This is a genomic window from Pauljensenia sp. OF14-1SRA (assembly GCF_027694595.1).
GTDB classification, from domain to species: domain Bacteria; phylum Actinomycetota; class Actinomycetes; order Actinomycetales; family Actinomycetaceae; genus Pauljensenia; species Pauljensenia turicensis_B.
Genome location: NZ_JAQEVQ010000001.1, coordinates 301583 through 318889, shown reverse-complemented (window position 1 = coordinate 318889; position 17307 = coordinate 301583). Strand labels below are relative to the sequence as shown.

19 protein-coding genes are annotated in these 17307 nt (G+C 55.3%); all 19 read right to left on the bottom strand.

From position 1 onward, the window contains the following. Positions 1-2: 2 nt before the first annotated feature. The 19 genes from PG731_RS01435 to PG731_RS01345 all read right to left on the bottom strand — a co-directional run bounded on the left by PG731_RS01435 (position 3) and on the right by PG731_RS01345 (position 17301). Positions 3-1748 carry a hypothetical protein gene (locus PG731_RS01435; RefSeq protein ID WP_270771645.1) on the bottom strand — a complete coding sequence of 582 codons (1746 nt, stop codon included), beginning with the start codon at positions 1746-1748 and terminating at the stop codon, positions 3-5. After that, complete coding sequence (locus tag PG731_RS01430; RefSeq protein ID WP_270771644.1) at positions 1742-2782, bottom strand: hypothetical protein; 1041 nt, start codon at positions 2780-2782, stop codon at positions 1742-1744. The genes PG731_RS01435 and PG731_RS01430 overlap by 7 nt, the downstream gene beginning before the upstream one ends. After that, entirely contained in the window at positions 2779-3462 is a 684-nt protein-coding gene (locus PG731_RS01425) for a hypothetical protein (protein WP_270771643.1), read from the bottom strand. Before PG731_RS01425 ends, PG731_RS01430 begins: the two co-directional genes overlap by 4 nt. 20 nt (positions 3463-3482) lie before the next feature. Continuing rightward, the gene (locus PG731_RS01420) at positions 3483-6632 is read right to left on the bottom strand and encodes a tape measure protein (RefSeq protein WP_270771642.1); all 3150 of its coding nucleotides are present in this window, start codon (positions 6630-6632) and stop codon (positions 3483-3485) included. 29 nt (positions 6633-6661) lie between these two features. Beyond that, a complete protein-coding gene (locus PG731_RS01415; RefSeq protein WP_270771640.1) occupies positions 6662-6982 on the bottom strand; it encodes a hypothetical protein in 321 nt (106 codons plus the stop codon). Positions 6983-7011: 29 nt separating this feature from the next. Further along, on the bottom strand, positions 7012-7407 hold the full coding sequence (locus tag PG731_RS01410; RefSeq protein ID WP_270771639.1) for a hypothetical protein: 396 nt from the start codon (positions 7405-7407) through the stop codon (positions 7012-7014). 127 nt (positions 7408-7534) lie between these two features. After that, entirely contained in the window at positions 7535-8344 is an 810-nt protein-coding gene (locus tag PG731_RS01405) for an Ig-like domain-containing protein (RefSeq protein WP_270771637.1), read from the bottom strand. A gap of 103 nt (positions 8345-8447) precedes the next feature. Next, positions 8448-8867 carry a hypothetical protein gene (locus PG731_RS01400; RefSeq protein ID WP_270771636.1) on the bottom strand — a complete coding sequence of 140 codons (420 nt, stop codon included), beginning with the start codon at positions 8865-8867 and terminating at the stop codon, positions 8448-8450. Then, positions 8864-9145: a hypothetical protein gene (locus tag PG731_RS01395; RefSeq protein WP_270771635.1), complete on the bottom strand. Its 282-nt coding sequence runs from the start codon at positions 9143-9145 to the stop codon at positions 8864-8866. Before PG731_RS01395 ends, PG731_RS01400 begins: the two co-directional genes overlap by 4 nt. Position 9146: 1 nt before the next feature. After that, positions 9147-9488 (bottom strand): hypothetical protein, encoded by a 342-nt coding sequence (locus PG731_RS01390; RefSeq protein WP_270771634.1) that lies wholly within the window; start codon positions 9486-9488, stop codon positions 9147-9149. A gap of 1 nt (position 9489) precedes the next feature. Further along, positions 9490-9858 carry a hypothetical protein gene (locus PG731_RS01385; RefSeq protein WP_270771632.1) on the bottom strand — a complete coding sequence of 123 codons (369 nt, stop codon included), beginning with the start codon at positions 9856-9858 and terminating at the stop codon, positions 9490-9492. A gap of 27 nt (positions 9859-9885) precedes the next feature. Continuing rightward, positions 9886-10149, bottom strand: coding sequence for a hypothetical protein (locus PG731_RS01380; protein ID WP_270771631.1), 264 nt, complete (start codon positions 10147-10149; stop codon positions 9886-9888). Positions 10150-10163: 14 nt separating this feature from the next. Then, a complete protein-coding gene (locus tag PG731_RS01375) occupies positions 10164-11075 on the bottom strand; it encodes a phage major capsid protein (protein ID WP_195225710.1) in 912 nt (303 codons plus the stop codon). A gap of 13 nt (positions 11076-11088) precedes the next feature. Beyond that, positions 11089-11439, bottom strand: coding sequence for a DUF2190 family protein (locus tag PG731_RS01370; RefSeq protein ID WP_270771628.1), 351 nt, complete (start codon positions 11437-11439; stop codon positions 11089-11091). A 3-nt stretch (positions 11440-11442) separates the two neighbouring features. After that, the gene (locus PG731_RS01365; protein ID WP_270771627.1) at positions 11443-12600 is read right to left on the bottom strand and encodes a head maturation protease, ClpP-related; all 1158 of its coding nucleotides are present in this window, start codon (positions 12598-12600) and stop codon (positions 11443-11445) included. Then, entirely contained in the window at positions 12597-13865 is a 1269-nt protein-coding gene (locus PG731_RS01360) for a phage portal protein family protein (RefSeq protein ID WP_270771626.1), read from the bottom strand. The genes PG731_RS01365 and PG731_RS01360 overlap by 4 nt, the downstream gene beginning before the upstream one ends. 28 nt (positions 13866-13893) lie before the next feature. Continuing rightward, complete coding sequence (locus tag PG731_RS01355; RefSeq protein ID WP_270771625.1) at positions 13894-15543, bottom strand: hypothetical protein; 1650 nt, start codon at positions 15541-15543, stop codon at positions 13894-13896. A gap of 6 nt (positions 15544-15549) precedes the next feature. Further along, positions 15550-16188 (bottom strand): P27 family phage terminase small subunit, encoded by a 639-nt coding sequence (locus tag PG731_RS01350; protein WP_270771624.1) that lies wholly within the window; start codon positions 16186-16188, stop codon positions 15550-15552. A 54-nt stretch (positions 16189-16242) separates the two neighbouring features. Then, positions 16243-17301, bottom strand: a complete 1059-nt coding sequence (locus PG731_RS01345) for a hypothetical protein (protein ID WP_270771623.1) — start codon at positions 17299-17301, stop codon at positions 16243-16245. Positions 17302-17307: the final 6 nt, after the last annotated feature.

Genomic DNA, 17307 nt, shown 5'->3' with positions numbered 1-17307 from the left:
AACTAACAACACGCCGCCATTAGCAACGATTTTTGTCTATTAACCCTAATCTGATACCAGCCAGCCAGAGGGGCAACGAGCCACCCGCCCGATTCTGCGAAACCGTTAAGCAAGACTTTTTCTTTACAAAGGCTCAGGCTCATCACTTTTTCGCCGCCTTCGGAGAGCGTCGAATACGGGAGAGTATTACCAGCCCACCTGCAATACGCGACCGGCGGAGCCACTAACGTTCGCCACGACTGCGAACCAATCACCGAACCATGCTTTGTTCGCACCGTCAGTTCGTCAGGCGAAAGCGTCGCAACCGACGTGCCGCCAGCCATCTCAATAAACGGCTTACCAGACCCGCCACGATATAAACGAATTTTTTTATCATTGACGCGCCCGAAAGTAAACGACAGCGACCGTAGACGAACAGGGCGAGCAACATCACCGCTCTTGACTTGAGCACCGAACTGGACACTCGTAATCCGAATATCTGACGGCAACTCTGTAGACGAATTACCGCCAATAAACGAAGCTATCCCCCCGACGCCCTTAGAATCAACGTAAGTGAGGCTGAAGTACGTACCAGGATCTTTAGAAACATGGGCAACAATGTTCGAGCGCCCAAACATGTTCAACGTATTCTCAGGGAAAACCTTAGTCACCCAATAGTGGATGATTGAATCCGTAGGAGGTACAAAATACTCCAACAACAAGCCCTCACCGGTGGCCGTCAAATGAACGAAAGGATCGTTATTTTCCCAACCCTCAACACTATTAAGCGGAACCTGATAGGTTTCCTGCGAAATAATCTCCTCGACCGTAATATCCGACCCAACGATCTTCTTACCGACAAGGGCTTCAGCGATCATACTCCCGGGGATAACAGCGTTCTGCGCCACCAGCTTGTCGATAACAGCTTCGTCGAACACGGCGAGCTTGCTCCACATCTCCTTACTCGCATACACCGCCTCGGCAGTCACCGCGTCCTTGCCGATGGTGTCCGCGCCGATTTTCACCTGTTGCCAAGCTGACCCAGTCCACGTGAACCGGCGCACGATCAGCCCGCCCGAAACAACATCCCACAAGGCGCCAACCGGTTTACCCGCTCCTTCTGGAGTCAGCGGATTGTGATTAGCCGACGTGTATCGCACGTCAGCAGAAGCAGCCTTTGACAACGCCTTAGAGGCTGTAGTTTGGGCAGACGACGCCAACGACTGAGCCTGAGAGGCTTTCGCGTCCACGCCATTAGCTTTTGACAGCGCGTTTGATGCGTCCAACTGGGCGGCCCCTATGCGCGCGTCAAACCCATCGGCTGCCGCCTTCGCCTCTTCAGCCTTGTCGAACGCCTCCTGCGCGCGCGCTCGCACGCCGTCCGCCCGCGCTTGAGCCTCTTTCGCTTCGCTCATAGCCTCCAACAAGCGCGCGCCAGCCGACCCAGTTGCGACCGGCTCCACGCCCTCTGGGATCACCCGTGGGGATACAACTTGCGTGATCCTGCCCGACCCGTCCAACAAGACAACCACCGTCGCACCGACAGCGGTCACCAGACCATCAGATGGCCCCGTTTGCTCCACGCCTTCACCTTCGCGAGCCGAAGCGGGAATACGCACGCGCACGGCCTGCGAATCCGGGTAAACCTCTAACACCGTGCCCGTGTTCCAGCCGCCCGACTCGTTGCCGGTCGTGGCAGTAGCATTCTGGGAAGCGACAGCCTGCCCCTTCTTCGGGGCAACATCCAACCACAGACTCTTTTTCACCATTGCAACTCCTCAACATCAACACGCATACGAGAATCAACCTCACTCAAGGGGATCGACAACGCGACCACCCTGCCGACCGTCACATCAGAGGCTCCCGTGTGAACGCTAATAACATCCCCCACCTCCAGACGCGGGTCGCATATGATTTCAAACGACCGAGTGCGCACCGGATTAAGAGCCTCCCCCATATAGGTTTTCGCGGCCTTACCCAAAGCCCCGGGCGACGTTGCAGCACTAAACTCCCGGTGATCGGTCACCCACCCATAGTTCTCAGGCTCAAACGGATACACCACGTTAGTAGCGGTCGCCGACAGTTTCGCGTCCCCGTCGCCCGTGCCAGTCACGATCCAACGGTTCGCGCGCCGTGGCGTGGACTCGCGACTAAACCCGACAAGCAGGTCATCGCCCGCATACGCGGCAACCGGTTTGCGCCCGTCTCGTTTTTCCCACACGTGTAAACACCCGTCAGCCTTTACCGCGTACTCCAAGCCCTTGGCCGTACACAAGTCACGGATCGCCTCGGTGCGACTCGTGCCCCACTGCGACAGGGGGGAGACGGGAGCGTCAAACGTTCCCGCGTCCAACACAACCGGCAAAGCCCCGGCGAGCCTTTGCAGTTCGGTAGACACGCGCGCACCACTAGCGGGAGACGACCCCCACGCGAACGGATCATCCTCCAAGGTCTGCATCAGATCGAGGGCGGTCACTGAAACCGCGTCCTCGTCCTCATCCCACGAGGTAATCAGCCAAAACCCCAGATCACACTCCCACCGGACGCCCGAAGAGTCCTCGATAATACTGAACACCTGCAGGCGCTGCCCGTAATTATTCAACGGCGAAACAGCAGACTCAGGCAAAAACTCCAAAGGCGCTTTCAACGTCAAACGACCCGGAACAACCCGACTCGACTGCACCTCCAACTTCACATCCCACACCGGAATATCAACAGCAAGAGTTTCACGGCCACGAACCGAGTTCACACGCACACCCACACCCGCAAAACGCAAGTGAACAACATCAGGGCCAGTCCTCATGCCGGCATACCCGCAATCTCGCTGAGAAGCTCAAGATATGTCGTTTCCTGCCACCCCGTCCCAAGACGCTCCCAGTCCTCCCACCTCAAGACGGGGACAGCACCCGAAGCCGAGAGCAGATTCTCAGTCCACGACACATCAAAAACGACCCGATCAAGACGGCCACGCGACCGCGATACCGAATTCACGATCACGCACCGTAAAGGAACGTTCTCAGTCTTCACCGCCGGACCAATAAACACCGGCCCAGCAGACTCCAGAACCCCCGCAACCTCCAATGCAGCCTTTTCATTCAACGCAAGAATTCTCGACTTGCCAGAAATCGGCTTCTTACGCAATGACCACCGCGCGTAACCTACCTCGGAAATAACAACGTCAGACTTCCACTCCGTCTCATCCGAGTTATCGACCAGCAATGCCCCCGAAGCACTCAACCCATTCGCATTCATGACAACAGCGCGACGCTTATCCGAAGCATTAGGACGAACCAACTCCACACGCTGACCGCCCACCAGATACACCGTCACCTCGCCCGGAACCGCGAGCGCGTCCGAGACGACAGTGGGGTTGATGGAGGTGGCGCGGTGCAGGATTCGCCCGTTTTCGGTTTCGATGTCGATATCGTTTGTGGAATAGAACGATGGCAAACCGGTGTGGGTGGCGATCCATGATTTCAACATGGGTTTTAGTCCTTTCCTGCTCAGATTCCGTTAAGTGCCCTCACTTGTTCTTCTTCGAGGAATGCTTTGAATTCGCGTTCTCCGACTTTGAGGATCATCGTCTCCGGGTATCGACCGACGGCGAGCGTGTTGTTGGTGTTCCCGAATGTTGTTGTGGGTTGTGCGTTCGTTTTGCCGATTTCGCGCGTGAACTTGTTTAGTTGGCGTTTGATTGGTTCTTGTTCGGCTTCGAGTGACCTTCGGAAGCCTCCCATGATGCGACGGCCTGCATCGACGAGTAGGACATCGTCTACTTCTTTGGGGCCTTTCCAGTCAGCGATGGAGCTGGTTAAGCCCAACAGGGTGTCTTTTACTCCACCGATGGCGCTAGTTAGGCCATTAATCAGACCGCTAATGATTCTGCTACCAGCGTCTAAGAGCCAACTGCCCGCGTTGGAGAAGATGCCGATAATCATGTTCGGGATACTCTCGAATGCAAGACGCAAAGCGCCTGAGATAAGCCCCTTCACGCCGTCAACAAAGCCACTGAACATTTGCTTGACGCCCGACCATGCCATGCTCCAGTTGCCCGTGAATACTCCGACCACGAAGTTAATCAGACCTTGAATCATTGTCATAACCCCCGTGATCGCGGGCATGAGCGAGTCAATGATCGACGAAGCGAAAGCAATGACTGGAGTCAAGACTGCGGTAAATAGAGCCAGTAGCGGCGGTAGGATCACGCCGATCAACTGCAAAAGCGGGGTAATCAACTGCAACGCGCCTTGAACGAGTTGCACGATTGCGCCGACAATCTGCACCAGAACCGGGGCCAACGCTTGAGCTAACGCCATAATCGGTGGCATGATCGCCTGAACAATCTGCACCAAAACCGGCATCGAATCGGCGATCACTTGACCGATTTGCGTAATCAACGGAATCAGCAACGGCAACAGTTCACCGATGAATCCGCCAACACCACTGATCAGCTGCTCGAGAATCGGAGTCAAAGCAACAAGCGCCTGCCCAATCGAATCACCGATCACACCCATAACTTCACCGACGGTTGTCAGAAGCACGGAGAACACCGGCGCTAACGAACTTGCAACCTCGCTCAGCGAACCTAAAACTCCTTCCAGCAATCCGCCCAACGCGGCCTGCAAACCGGGGCTTGCTGAAATCAACCCAGCGAACGCGCCAACCAAGAGTCCGACTCCCCCGCCTAAACCGCCGAATACTCCACTCAAGTACGGGAGCTTTGACAACAATGGGCCTAATGCTCCAAGAACCCCGCCGATCACAGGAGCCAAAGCGCTCAGGCTCCCCGTAGCCCCTCCAAGATCACCGGAAGAAAACGCACTAATAACCCCCGCGATCTTCGAACCCACCGAATCAATAATCGAACTAATGCTCTCAAAGACCATGCGAATCTTATCCGCGCCGATCGCTTGAATGATCTTCGCGATATTGCGCTTAATCGCAGTACCAACATTCATCAGAGCTGTGCCGATACCGCCGGTCGCGTCCTTCGCCTGGTCAGCAAACGACGCATACCCCTCAAGACCTTCAGAGTTCAGCTTCAAGATCGCCTTATTGAAATCATCAAACGAAACCGCACCCGACTGCATCGCGTCATAAAGCGCCTGAGAATTCGCAGTCGGCCCCAACAAGGCTTTAGCAATTTGGTTCAACTGACCTGGCATAACTTCCTGCAAAGTTCGCCATGACATCAGGTCAACCGACCCCTTACCCAACATCTGCGTGTACTGAGTCATCGCACGCGACGCTTCCGCCCCACCCTTGCCACCGGCAAGGAGCGCATTATTTAACGCCAACGACAACTCGGTCGCCTCACCCAAACCATTCGTGAGAGGAGCCAAGCGTTGCGTCGTACTCGCAATATCATCCAACGCCGTCGGCAGCCCATGAATACCCTCATCCAGACGCTTCAACGACGCAGACGCGTCATCGGAGGCGTATCCAAGATTCACCATGACCTTCGGGAAATTGTTCAGCGTATCAACGCGAGAAATCGCGCCCCCCACATTCGCGGCAATAGCGACAGACGCTGCAACCAACGCCCCCTTAACAAGCCCCGCCGCTGCTTTTCCGGCCTGCGCGATCGTGTCCCGCATCTTCCCAGCCATTGAGGACACAGCCCCAACAACGCCCCGCATACCAGCAGACGCAGCCTCACGAAGCAAACCCATGCCCGACGCCATGCCCGACGCCATTCTTGGACCCAGATCACGAACAAATGGAGCAAAAGGCCCCAGCTTGTTCATCAACTCCACGCCCAGCCCGCGAGCGCCGATCGCGGCTGATGCGGCCAAAGAAAGGAATTTCGAACGGATCGGCGTAACCACATTCGACAGCTTCCCAAACGCTGTTGACGAGACGTTCGCAACTGATGCGCCCAAAGATAGGAACTGCGAACGGATCGGCGTAACCACACTCGAAAGCTTCCCAAACGCTGTTGACGAGATGATCGCGTTCTTCGCGCTCCCTCGCATTTGGGTCACAAACGACTTCATCGAATCCACGGCAGGAATAATCGAAGTAGTCGTCAATCTGCCGATCACGCGCGCAAGGCTGGTCGTTTCGACCGTCGCGTCATGCCCTTCCTTCTTGCCCTCGGCAAAACTCTTCTTCACCTGGTGAAGGCGAGCAACAAGACCAGCCGACGCTTCAGACGTATTCGTCAGCGCTTCCACAACGGACTTCGCGTCTTTCATGCGCTTACTGGCCTCATTCACCGCTTCAACCGCGAGCGCTTCACGCCTGCGAGCGGCCGCCAACCGTTCTGAGGCGGCAATAGCGCGCGCCGAATTAGCTGGCCCTTTTGCGAGGACTTCGTTCAAACGCGCTTCAGCAACGCGAACGCGGCCTGCGTCGTCCTGTTGCTTCAAACGGGCCTTTGACAGTGCTCGCACCGAGGCCACATATTCGCTCTTCAGTTTCTTAAAGCCCGCGCTGTTTGCTAGACCTGCGGTTTCAACGGAAAACGCTTTTTTGCTTTCCCGGCCAAGGAGGCGACCAATCGCAGCACCAGCCCCGCTTGATGCGAAGGCTTTTTTGAATCCCTTCGCCCCGTCTTCGCCCGTCGTTTTCATTTCACGGGATACCTTTGATTTGAACCCCGTCATCACGGGGAAAATCGAAATATGCCCTCGACCTACTTCGGACGACATCAGGACTCACCTTCTCCTTTATTCAGATTTCATTCGCTCGCAAACACAATCGACTCATTCAGACTTTCGAGCGCTTCAGCGACCTCCGCGTCGGTCACCACTTCAATCGGCTTCACGGCTTTTTCCCTGTCAAAGGGGAGCACCTGAGAATCAGGGCCCACGAGCGTTTGCAAGGTGTAGATTTCGGGCCACGAAGCCGGGTAGTCAAACCCCGCACATTCGGCTCCCAACGCGGTCGATTGATCGCGAAGACACGCAATCACAAGGGCGTGGACTTCACGCCACGGCAAATCAGGCTGACCGGCCTGAAACCACGAGACCCCGAATTCTTTACGTAGCGACGCAGGCAAAGAAACGGGGTGCTCACGGTATAGGGCGATCAGCTCAAAGATTCCCCCATCGTCAAACGGGTAATCTTTTCGAACATCGAGAAATACTTTTGCGCGTAATCGATAGCCGAGAAAATGTCTGCTTGATTCAGATACTCCAAATCCTCATCCTTGCCGAGCAGCTCCATCAGATGCTTAATCTGCTCAACATCAGATTGATCCTCGAACCCCGTCACCGCTTCAAGCAGATTCACGCTCAACACCAACGGAGTTTTAATAATGCGACCATCTTTAAACCGGCCAACAAAGAACCGATTCTCTGAAATCACATACTGAATCGAATTCTCGCCCGCCAAGACCGCGAGCGCGGCGTTTTCAGCTTCGTCCGTCCAACCCTCAAAGTCGAATTCTTCAACCGCGAGCGTGTTCTTAGTTTTTGATGTCATGCTTCTTGTCCTTCACTTTCGAATAGATGAAAAGACTCTGGCAGGGCAACCCTGCGAGATGTTGAACAGGTGGCCTACGTGGCCGCGCGTTGGTTCCCCTGCCAGAGCAGTCTTCAAAGGCAGGCGATCAGCTCTGCACCGTCACCTTGCAGGTCGCCTTCTGCTTTCCGACGGATGCGGTGATCGTCACCGGCCCACCAGCCTTCACGCCGGTCACCGTGCCGTTCTCAACCTTCGCAGTAAGCGGGTCAGATGACGTCCAGACAACTGTTTGCCCGTTCGAGGGGGTCACGGTCGCATGCAGGACAATTGTCTTCGATACACCGACCGACGCGCTCTGCTGATCTAGCTGAACCGTGATGCCACCGGGGACGCCCAGCCACTTCTTGTAGGGTGCGTTATTGAACAGAGCGTCGGGCACCCATTCGAAGGTCACCTTCTTGGCCTTAACGCTGCCACGTTCTTCCTGATCCACCTCGACAGACTGGATTCGCGCTACACCATTACGACGAAGCTCAAACCCGTTCTTGTAGCGCGTTGCGATGAAGAGAATGAACTTCGCGTCAGGCAGAGAAGAATCAACGTAAACGACGCCGTTCTCATCCGGTTCCTTACCATCGATGAGGCGATTGACGTTCACGTTGTCCTCGGCCAGAGCAATGGAGACGGTCTGGGTTGACGCGCCCGCAAGTTTTTCGCCCTCTTGGAAGAACGAAGTCGCATCCTCGTCATCTCGACCTTCTTCAACGCCACCGTCTTCCTTATATAAACCAAGACGCAGATACCCGGCAGGCAAAGCCAACGACGTGCCACCCAATTCAGTATCTTTAATGACGTTTTCAGCTGTGACAGCCAAACAAAACGCCGCGATACCGGTAACCGGGACGCCGACGGAGTTCAGATCAAAATTCGTTGTCGAATCGTACAAGCCACTCATCTCAAGAGGCTCCTTTCATGCGAAAGCCCTCCAGCACGCGACAACCGAGCTAGAGGGCTTGAAAACTATTCAGAAACAATTGAACGGGATAAGAAACGGCACCCTAGAAAGTGCCTACGACATCCCACGAGATCGTCATATACCTCCTCGAAACATCCAGCTCATCATCGACCGCTTCAGGGAACATACACCCCCCATCGTCAATGCTGACAACCGGCGAATTTGGAGCAAAAATCACCTCACGATCCGACAAAATAGCAAAAACATCGTTCGCGAGCACGCGCGCCAGCGAATCATCCTGACGCGAACCCGCCAACACAGACACCCCAAGCTGACAATCGAAAGTCACCGGCGTAACCTTCCCACCCGCGTCCACACGAATCACAACCAGTGGACGAGACAACGGGAACGCCGCGTCATCAGGCTGACGAACATCAACCTCCACATCACGACCAAGACCAACCAACTCAGAACGTAAGTAGCTTGTTGCCCAGGTCTCCACATCAGGCGGCTTAACCATCATGATTGCCTCGCTTTGCGCAGCGACCGCGCCAAATGACCAGTTCGAGCCTCAACACGCAACGTATGCCGCGCATGACCTTCAACCTGATACACCCGACGATACTTCGCTTCTTTCATACCGATCTCGAGTTTGCCCCGATATTCGCCCGTCCTAAACGGCGCCTCTTTATACGCAATTTCAAAAACCCGTTCAGCCGTCTTCTTCGTCAGCCCCTCCACTCCAGCACTACGAAGGATTTCATCGAAATACTTCTGATTAAAATTCACCCACTTCCCCATATCAGCCCACCACCTCAGCTAAACGAATTTCCCGATACGGCCTCCAGCCGGTAAACGGATTCATCGGAGCAGGCGGAAAACCCAAAACCTTCCACAAACGCTCCCCCGATCGAATCCGATCACCCCGCCGAATATCCACACTCAAATCCGAGACAAACAAAGTCGCAGAAACCTGCACCTGCTCACGCCCGACCGCCGAGGACTCCACCGAAGACTGCGAATCCAAAAACCCGAAAAACTCCACCGGCTCACCAAAATCAGCCGACTTCACCATCCGATCCGGATTCGTCGCAGATGGCACAAGAACCTGACGCAAACGCTCAAAACGCTCCGAAAACTCCACATCACACCCCCTCCGAGAACACCCGACGAAGCACACGGGAATGCTTCGGAAAATCACCCACAGGATGACCAACAGCCATATCAGCACCCACGCCCGCCAAGACCGCGAGCGCTTGGCGATCGTCATCAGAAAAACACGACGATGCGCTCCCATAGGAAACTCGTGCTGTGCCTACAGATTGTGAGACAATCCCGCGAGCGCCTCGAGCCGTTGCTTCTTTGACGACCCCTTTCAGGATCGCGATTGCGTCCTCTAATGCTTCGCCGTCGATCTCGTCCAGACGTGGGGCGATAACGTTGCGAGCATAGGCGAGAACGCGCTTTGCAAGATCGAGGTCTCCCACGCTGATCTGTTCTGCGTTGATCGTCATCGCCCCACCTCCTTCACGATTCGGTGGCTACTTGGTTTTACCCGCGCGGCCACGACCAGTAGGCTTGACCGGCTCCGATTTGGCTTCGGGTTCGGGTTCAGCCTGTTTTTCTTCCGATTCTGGTTCCGGTTCGGGTGTGATCGGCTCATCGTCGATGAGGACAACAAGCTTCACCTTCACAAGGTTCTTCAGCGAATCCTCGTCCACTTCGTCAGTGTTGAGGAACGCGCCCGCATAGCAGTATTGCTCACTGCCGTCTTTCATCTTCACAATGGCCAAAGGGCCACTCACGCGTGCGACACCCATCAGAGGCCGGTTCCAGTAATCTTCACACCCGCCTGCGGTTCCATCACGACCGGAACGGTAATACGACGGGCCTGAATATCGTACTTATCCGAATCCTTACGGATCACACGCACCTCGATATTCGAGCCGGTTGCAGAAGAATAGTCCGGTGAAATACCCTTCTGATCAGCCATGCCACCAAGGTTTTCACGGTCAACGAAAAGCGGATCGCTGCCCTTGTACCACGGGGTAGTTGCCCAAGTGTAGCCAAGGACATCGACCGGCATCCCGGTCTTGACAGGGTTATCGTTTTCGCGCGAGAGCAGACCTGCGTTCAAGAGCATTCCCATGACCTTCGCGTGCTGGGCCGCGTTCAAGACGATCGTCTGTAGGTCAATGCCCGTGCCAAGCTCAGCGCGAGCGGCAGCAACACGACCGAGAACCTCGACGATTGCGCCCCCGCTTGTCCACGCTTCCGACTTCTCGGTGCTCGTCACCTTCGAAGTAATCGCAGACATCGAAACAGCATCAACATCAGCGATAATCGTGTTCGACAGACGAAGCACGCGCTTGTTGAGAGCCCCCGCGCCTTCCTGCGCGATCAGCTCATCCGTCAAAGAGGTCGCACGACCCCACTTGACGGTCTTCGCTGCCTGAATCTCGCCAGCAGTCATCACCGTCATCGGATATTCAGCGCCCGGAGCGATTGCCTCAGCGGAATCAGAAGCGAAGATTTGCTCGCCCGTCTCGTAGAAAATTCCACCGCCGGTCGCCGTATAACGACCAGACAGAAGGAAATCAGAGATGAAACGCATCTGCGTCAGATCAGCCAGACGCTTCGCGATCAGCTCAGGATGCGACAAGAGAAGGTGAACCTGCTCAGCAGTGAGTGCCCCTTCTTGAACGGTGTTCGGGTAAATAAAATTCGGCATCAGCGTTCTCCTTTCAGATCAGAACTTCAACGATTTCACCGGTCTTAGCCGCAGCATTGAGCGCAAGACCCAAAACATTCGTGCCCGAGGCTTGCACCTGCCCCTCAGCGGCGGCGTACACCTTCGCACCAGCAGTCACAGCACCCGCAGCTTTCACACGCTGGACACCGCCCGCATAGACGGTCACCATCTGACCAACACCGGCATCAAAACCGGCAACGCCCACGACCTTCGCAGAATCTGCTCCAGCAGGACCAACAGCATTAGCCTCAACGATTTCGACCAGCTGACCGCCCTCGACAGCACTCTTCACGGCAAAGGTCATCGCCTGACCTTGCGGGAACTTCGGCAGGTATTCAGACATTGCTCACGCCTCCTTTTCAGCGCGGGGACCCCACGCGGCTTCATACGCTTTATCGGCTGCAGACTTTGGTTCGCTCTCTTCACCGATACCCACTTCACCGACCGGAACCGTATTCGGAACCAGCGACTCAATCAGAGCAAGAGTCGATTCTTCATCAGAATCGAGCAGGGCACGCATACGCTCCTTCGACGCCGGAGTAATACGACCCTCAGCAACAGCCTTCGCGACGATTTCGTCACGACGCTTCGCCTCCATAATCGCGAAAGCTTCACGACCCTTCGCAGCATCGGCCTGCATCTGGTCGAGAACACCGGCCTCAACCAAACGCATCCCTTCCGGGATAACAGGCTTCGACGAAGCCTGCTCACCTGCCAGACGCTCATCAAGCGCGGCAAGAATCTCAGCGTCATCGACCACGGAATCGGCGATCCCGAGCCGCTGACGGATACCATCGGACAATTCACTCATCAGATGTTCCTCCTCAATGGAAATTGATGTTCCCTCTGGCTCGGACGCCAGAAGTCCTTTCTTCGGAGCAGGCGCATCAGCCCTCCCCTTGTACTTAAAAGCAGACAAATCAAACGCCTGCGCTGACGCGGCCGCCGCAACAGCGTCCACCCACTCGTCAGCCAACCCTGCGATAACAGCTTCTTCAGCCGAAAACCACGTTTCAGCGCGCATCACCTCACGCCAGCTTTCAACAGTTCCACCCGCACGATTCGCATACGCAGTCGCATACGAATCAGCCAACTTGTTTAATGCCTCAACCGTTTTCTCCAACTCTCCCGCGTTCCCTTCAGCGAACGTCCACGGGTCATGGATCATCAGTTCAGCGCTCGAATTCATCACCACACGATCCGCGCCCATCACAATCACAGACGCAGCAGACGCCGCCAACGCGTCAACCGTTGCGGTCACAAACGCCTTATGGCGACGAAGAGCATTCATAATCGCCAAACCCTCCCACGCATCACCGCCGGGAGAATTCACGAACACACGCAACTCATCAACATCCAAAGCATTGATCTCACGCGCAAACGCCTTCGCGCTCACACCATCATCCCAACGAGACGAAGAAATCGCGTCGTAAATGTAAACATCAGCAACGCTCAACCCACCCTCAACCTTCGGGCGGTCAATATGAGCAAGAAACGAATTCACCCCACACCTCCTTCCTCACCCGCACACCCGCGAGCGCTTTCCTTATCCACCAGTGGGAGCCCGTACAAGCCACGGACGTGTGTTTCGAGCAGGTCATCAGCGACGAGGACACCAGATTCAACCAAGGCGCGGATCGCTTCGGCGGTGACGGGGTGTTCTTTGCCGATCTCGTCGACGCCCAAAATGGGAGCTGGTTCTGTTTTTCCCCAATTCAGGTCAACGAGGTCTTCAACGACGTGCTGGTTAGCGATGTCTTGAATCTGGCCTGCAACCGCGTTCAGGGATTGTGCGAAGAAATCCGCGAATGTTGATCCCAGTGCCCATGATCCGGTTTCGGTTCCGAGGTTGAGGAAGTGGGCGAGCACCGAGCGAGCGATTTGCTCATCGTGATAGCGGATTGGCCCTTCGGTATCGGGAATGGACCCCGATACGCCCTTTAAGTCCAAAGATGCTGAATGAGGGATTGCAGCGCCTGCATCAGAGCCTGCTCTAAACGAGGTGGCTACGAGCAAACCAGATTCTTGTTCCTTGGCGTTCCATTGACGCAATTCTTCAAGTTGAGCATTCTTCGGAGGCTCAGCCCCCGTATATACCGGAACACCTAACCCGTTGCGTTCAACGGTTAACGACTGGGCGCGCAAAAGCCGATCCTTTAGAAGCCAATTCTTATACGCTGCTCGAAGTAAAGACGTGCCTAGCCAGTTCGACCCCTCGCGCTCGTTGACATACACGACCAAGCGATTAATTGGGATACGCGCCGAACGATCACCCGCCTGTTGCTCGATCGACAACAATCCACCATCGCGAGCAACATTCAACTTCGAGATCGTTCGAGGTGGCCGATAGGCCAGCTTCGACAAATGAGCCAACCCATCATCGCGAACCTCATACACCTGCTCGAAAAACGCGTGCCCAAACACAAGTTCAAGCAACGCAAGCCGGACATGTTCTTCCCATGAAAAACGCCCCCGCGAGCGCAGAGGGCGTGAAATTGATTGACCACGGACTGGTATCCCCAAATCGCGAGAAACGAACTCGACGACTTCGGGACGCGCCGCCCCCGGTTCGATATGCCAATTCGCTGAGCGGATTGGGAGCATAACGGCGCGAAGCACAGAAGCGATCTGCGCTTCTTCTCTACGCATTTTGTCGTAGACCTCGATCGAATGAGGCCACTGAAGCTCAGGATTCGACTCAGCCACATCGGCTTCAATATCTCCCCAGCCCCATAGGCCGTTTGTTTGGAATCCGATTTCACGGGTCACACGCACTCACCCCATTTCATAGGCTTATTTAGAAGTGAACAGTTGCAAGATTGACCAAACCCGAAGCATTGACCGCATCGGGGTCAAGTTTGACCACGGCAGGCGAAGGCGGGTCGCCGATCGGTTCGACCGGATCGCTCATTTCCAAACCGTATAAAGCGAGTGTGACAGCGATTGCTGGAGCTACATCTGTCAGCGACTTTCTGCGAGACCAAGCTTCATTTTCGGCATACATCGCGGTCAACCCGCCCTCGAAGGCAAGACGCAAGGCAGGCTGATCAACCATCACAATGTCCTTGTCGCGCACACGGTCTTTAAACCTGCCCGTCGCAGAACCAATCAACCCACCATCAACGCGGTGCACCATGAACCCCAGGTCTTCAAATTGAGGCGCAAACTCCATCGCCGGGCACCCCTTGGTTTGCAAAGCGATCTCATTCATTCCAGACTTAGCAACCAAGTCCTTCATGTAATCGACCACCCAGAGCATTCCCGTTTTCTGCTCCCAGAGCTGAACAAACGGCTTACCGTCCGTTGTCATCACGGCGGCCGCAATATATGTAACCGCCCGACTAATCGACGTGTCGATACCCCACACGGTGCGAGCCCCCGGCTCAATCATCTTGCGAACATCGAGCGAATCAACGATCACCTTCTCATAAAGCAAGGGAGAAAGATACGGCTCCGTTTTTGCTTCGACCCACTGGCACAAGACCTCAGTTCGATACCCGGCCTCATTCGTTTCCGACGCATGAGCCTCAGAAATACACTGCGCGACCGTGATCTCACCAAACCCAATCGACGGGTTCGCCTGCAAGATCGCCTCAATATCGTCCATCGCGCACCCATCGGGCGCAGACCACTCAAACAGGCCGAGCGACATATCATGCGCCGGGTCATTCGCATACGCTTCTAACTCAACCAACCCCGCGCCCACGTAGGTATCCCAGTCTTCGACCATTTTCTTCATATGATCCCGCCGGGCCTTTAACACCACCGACTTCGCATCCCCCGCGTTCGAAATACCCCACAACTGGTGCGACCAAAACGAGCGAGACGTATGGGTAACCGCATTCCACGCCGTCCAATTCGTCTGCTCGCGAATCTCGTCCATAATCACGCGCGCCGCAGGCTTACCACGCGCCGACTTCAACGCCTTAATCTCATAATGGGCAAGATTCCCGCCAGTGATTCGCACGTTGTCATTCGCCGTATTGATCTTTTTGCACGACGCGGCCAACATCGGGATAACCAGCTTCTCTTCTTCGATCGACTCCGGCTCATAATTCGACCACGCACGAACCGAAGACCAGACCTCGCGAGCAATATCCAAATTCTGCGCCGTCCCAATAATCTTGAACGTCACAGGCGGAACCCTCGCCGCGAACCGACGCGAATCCACGTACAGCCACCACGCGGCCAACACCGACGCGAGCAGACTCTTCCCGTTCTGGCGAGCGACCAACACGATCACCTGACGGAACCTGTACGCACCATCCTCCAAAATTTCCAGCGCATGAATTAACAACCACTGCTGCCACGGATACAGCTCGATCTTCAAGACCTCGCGAGCAAAATCAATAACCTCGAAACCGCGCGACGTTTCAGCCGTGAGTTTACGCAACGGCTTCGTCCAAATACGCGGCTGAGTTTTCCCCTTATACACAACATCCGGCACGCACGATCACGCTCCCTTGCTGCTAATCCACCCATCAATCGAAGAAACAGACGCATTCGAAGAATCTTCCCCATCCTCGACAACATCCGGGACCGCAGAAACCTTCGGAGTAATCCCCAACTTCTCCAACCCAGCCATATACGACTGCAACGGGCCGAACGCAGTCTTCTGCAAAGCATCAACACCTGCGAGTTGAGCATTGTCGATAATCAGCGCATACGTCATCACCGAAGCGATCACGGCCTGATACTCATCGATCTTGTTCAGCCCAGCAGCTTGAACCGAAGCCAGCGTCTTACCCGTCAAATACCCATAGCGACGACGATCAACCGGCGGAGCAAACCGCGGCGCCAACCGCTCGATTACACGCTCTGCTTTCGCTCCAATCGCGAGAGCCGGATGATCAATCGGAAAACCCTTCGTGTCAGCAACAATCATGCCCTCAGCCTCGACGCGCGCATGAGCTTCACGCGACAACGCCAACGCTTCACAAAACTCTTCAAGCAACGGGCCAACAATCCGGTCAGCATGCCCCCCATGCTGAACAACGATCTCGTCCCAGGCTTTCTTTGCCCCATCAGACAAGCGATCAGGAGCCGGAGGCAAGACCACCTCCGTTTTCACTCTGCGTTTCTTCTTCGCCACGCGACCCACACTCCCCTTTTTCCCAAGTGAAGGCCGCGCGGCTCAAAAGAACGTTCAGTCTCCCCAGCGGCCAGTCTTAATACCATTGCCGAAAGCAAAGCCAAGATTCGGCTTCACCGACGCCATTCCCTCCAAAGTCGGCAACGTGCGATCACACGTATCCCCAGCCGGAAGCTCGTCAAAGACCGTATTCGTGAACTCGACGAAAACCTGCGCACGATCAGCATCATCGGTCATTTCGAATTGCTCGCAACGCGGGTTCAAATTCAGATTCATCGACGACGTGATCACAACATTCCACTCATCATTTGTGATCAGAGCGAACTTCGCGTGCGTCCGAGTTGCACGAACGCAATCCCTGCCAAAAATCTCACCCACGTCCCCGACGCTCGCCTGCCCACGTTTGCCAGCCGAATCCATGATGAACCTGATCGACTTCAAACGCCCCGAATCACGGAAACGCTCGGCCGCTTCAACATCGTAAAAGCCAGCAGACCAGGTGCACACAACAACATCAGCCGGCCCAGTAATCTCCAACGCCGCGTCGATTAAATCCAAAAGCGAGAACTGGCCATACGTCAGCCCACACACGTCCATGCCATGATCGAAGCCCTTGATCGTATCGCGGGCGTTGGCAACTTTACTCAAACGCGCTCGAACTTTTCGGGTCGGACGAATATGCGAGGTATGCTGTAACACATCGACTCCTCTATAGTCGGTCACGCCCTCGGATGTTCGCGCATCGCGAGGGTCTTCATTACCCTCATATTCTACCATGTTTCCGCGTGTTTCTGCGGTTTTTAAGCCTTTTTGATTTGCCCGTTCCAGCTCTGAAACCAATCCCACACGGCGCGCCGACAACTTCATCAACCGGTCAACCGACTGTGTATCGCCTTTCATTGCTTTCGGCCACAGCGCCCGATGCAATCGATCCACCCGGTCAATCTCGGACAACAGTAGCTCTTGATTCAGCTCCGCTTCGACAGTCAAATCCAACGACTGCGCATACATCTCGCGCACAGCAGCAACATCAGGCAAACGCAACGTCTCAGCGATAGCAGGAAAATCCAACCCAGCCCTGCGAAGCTCGACAACCTTCGACGCAACACTCACTGCGCT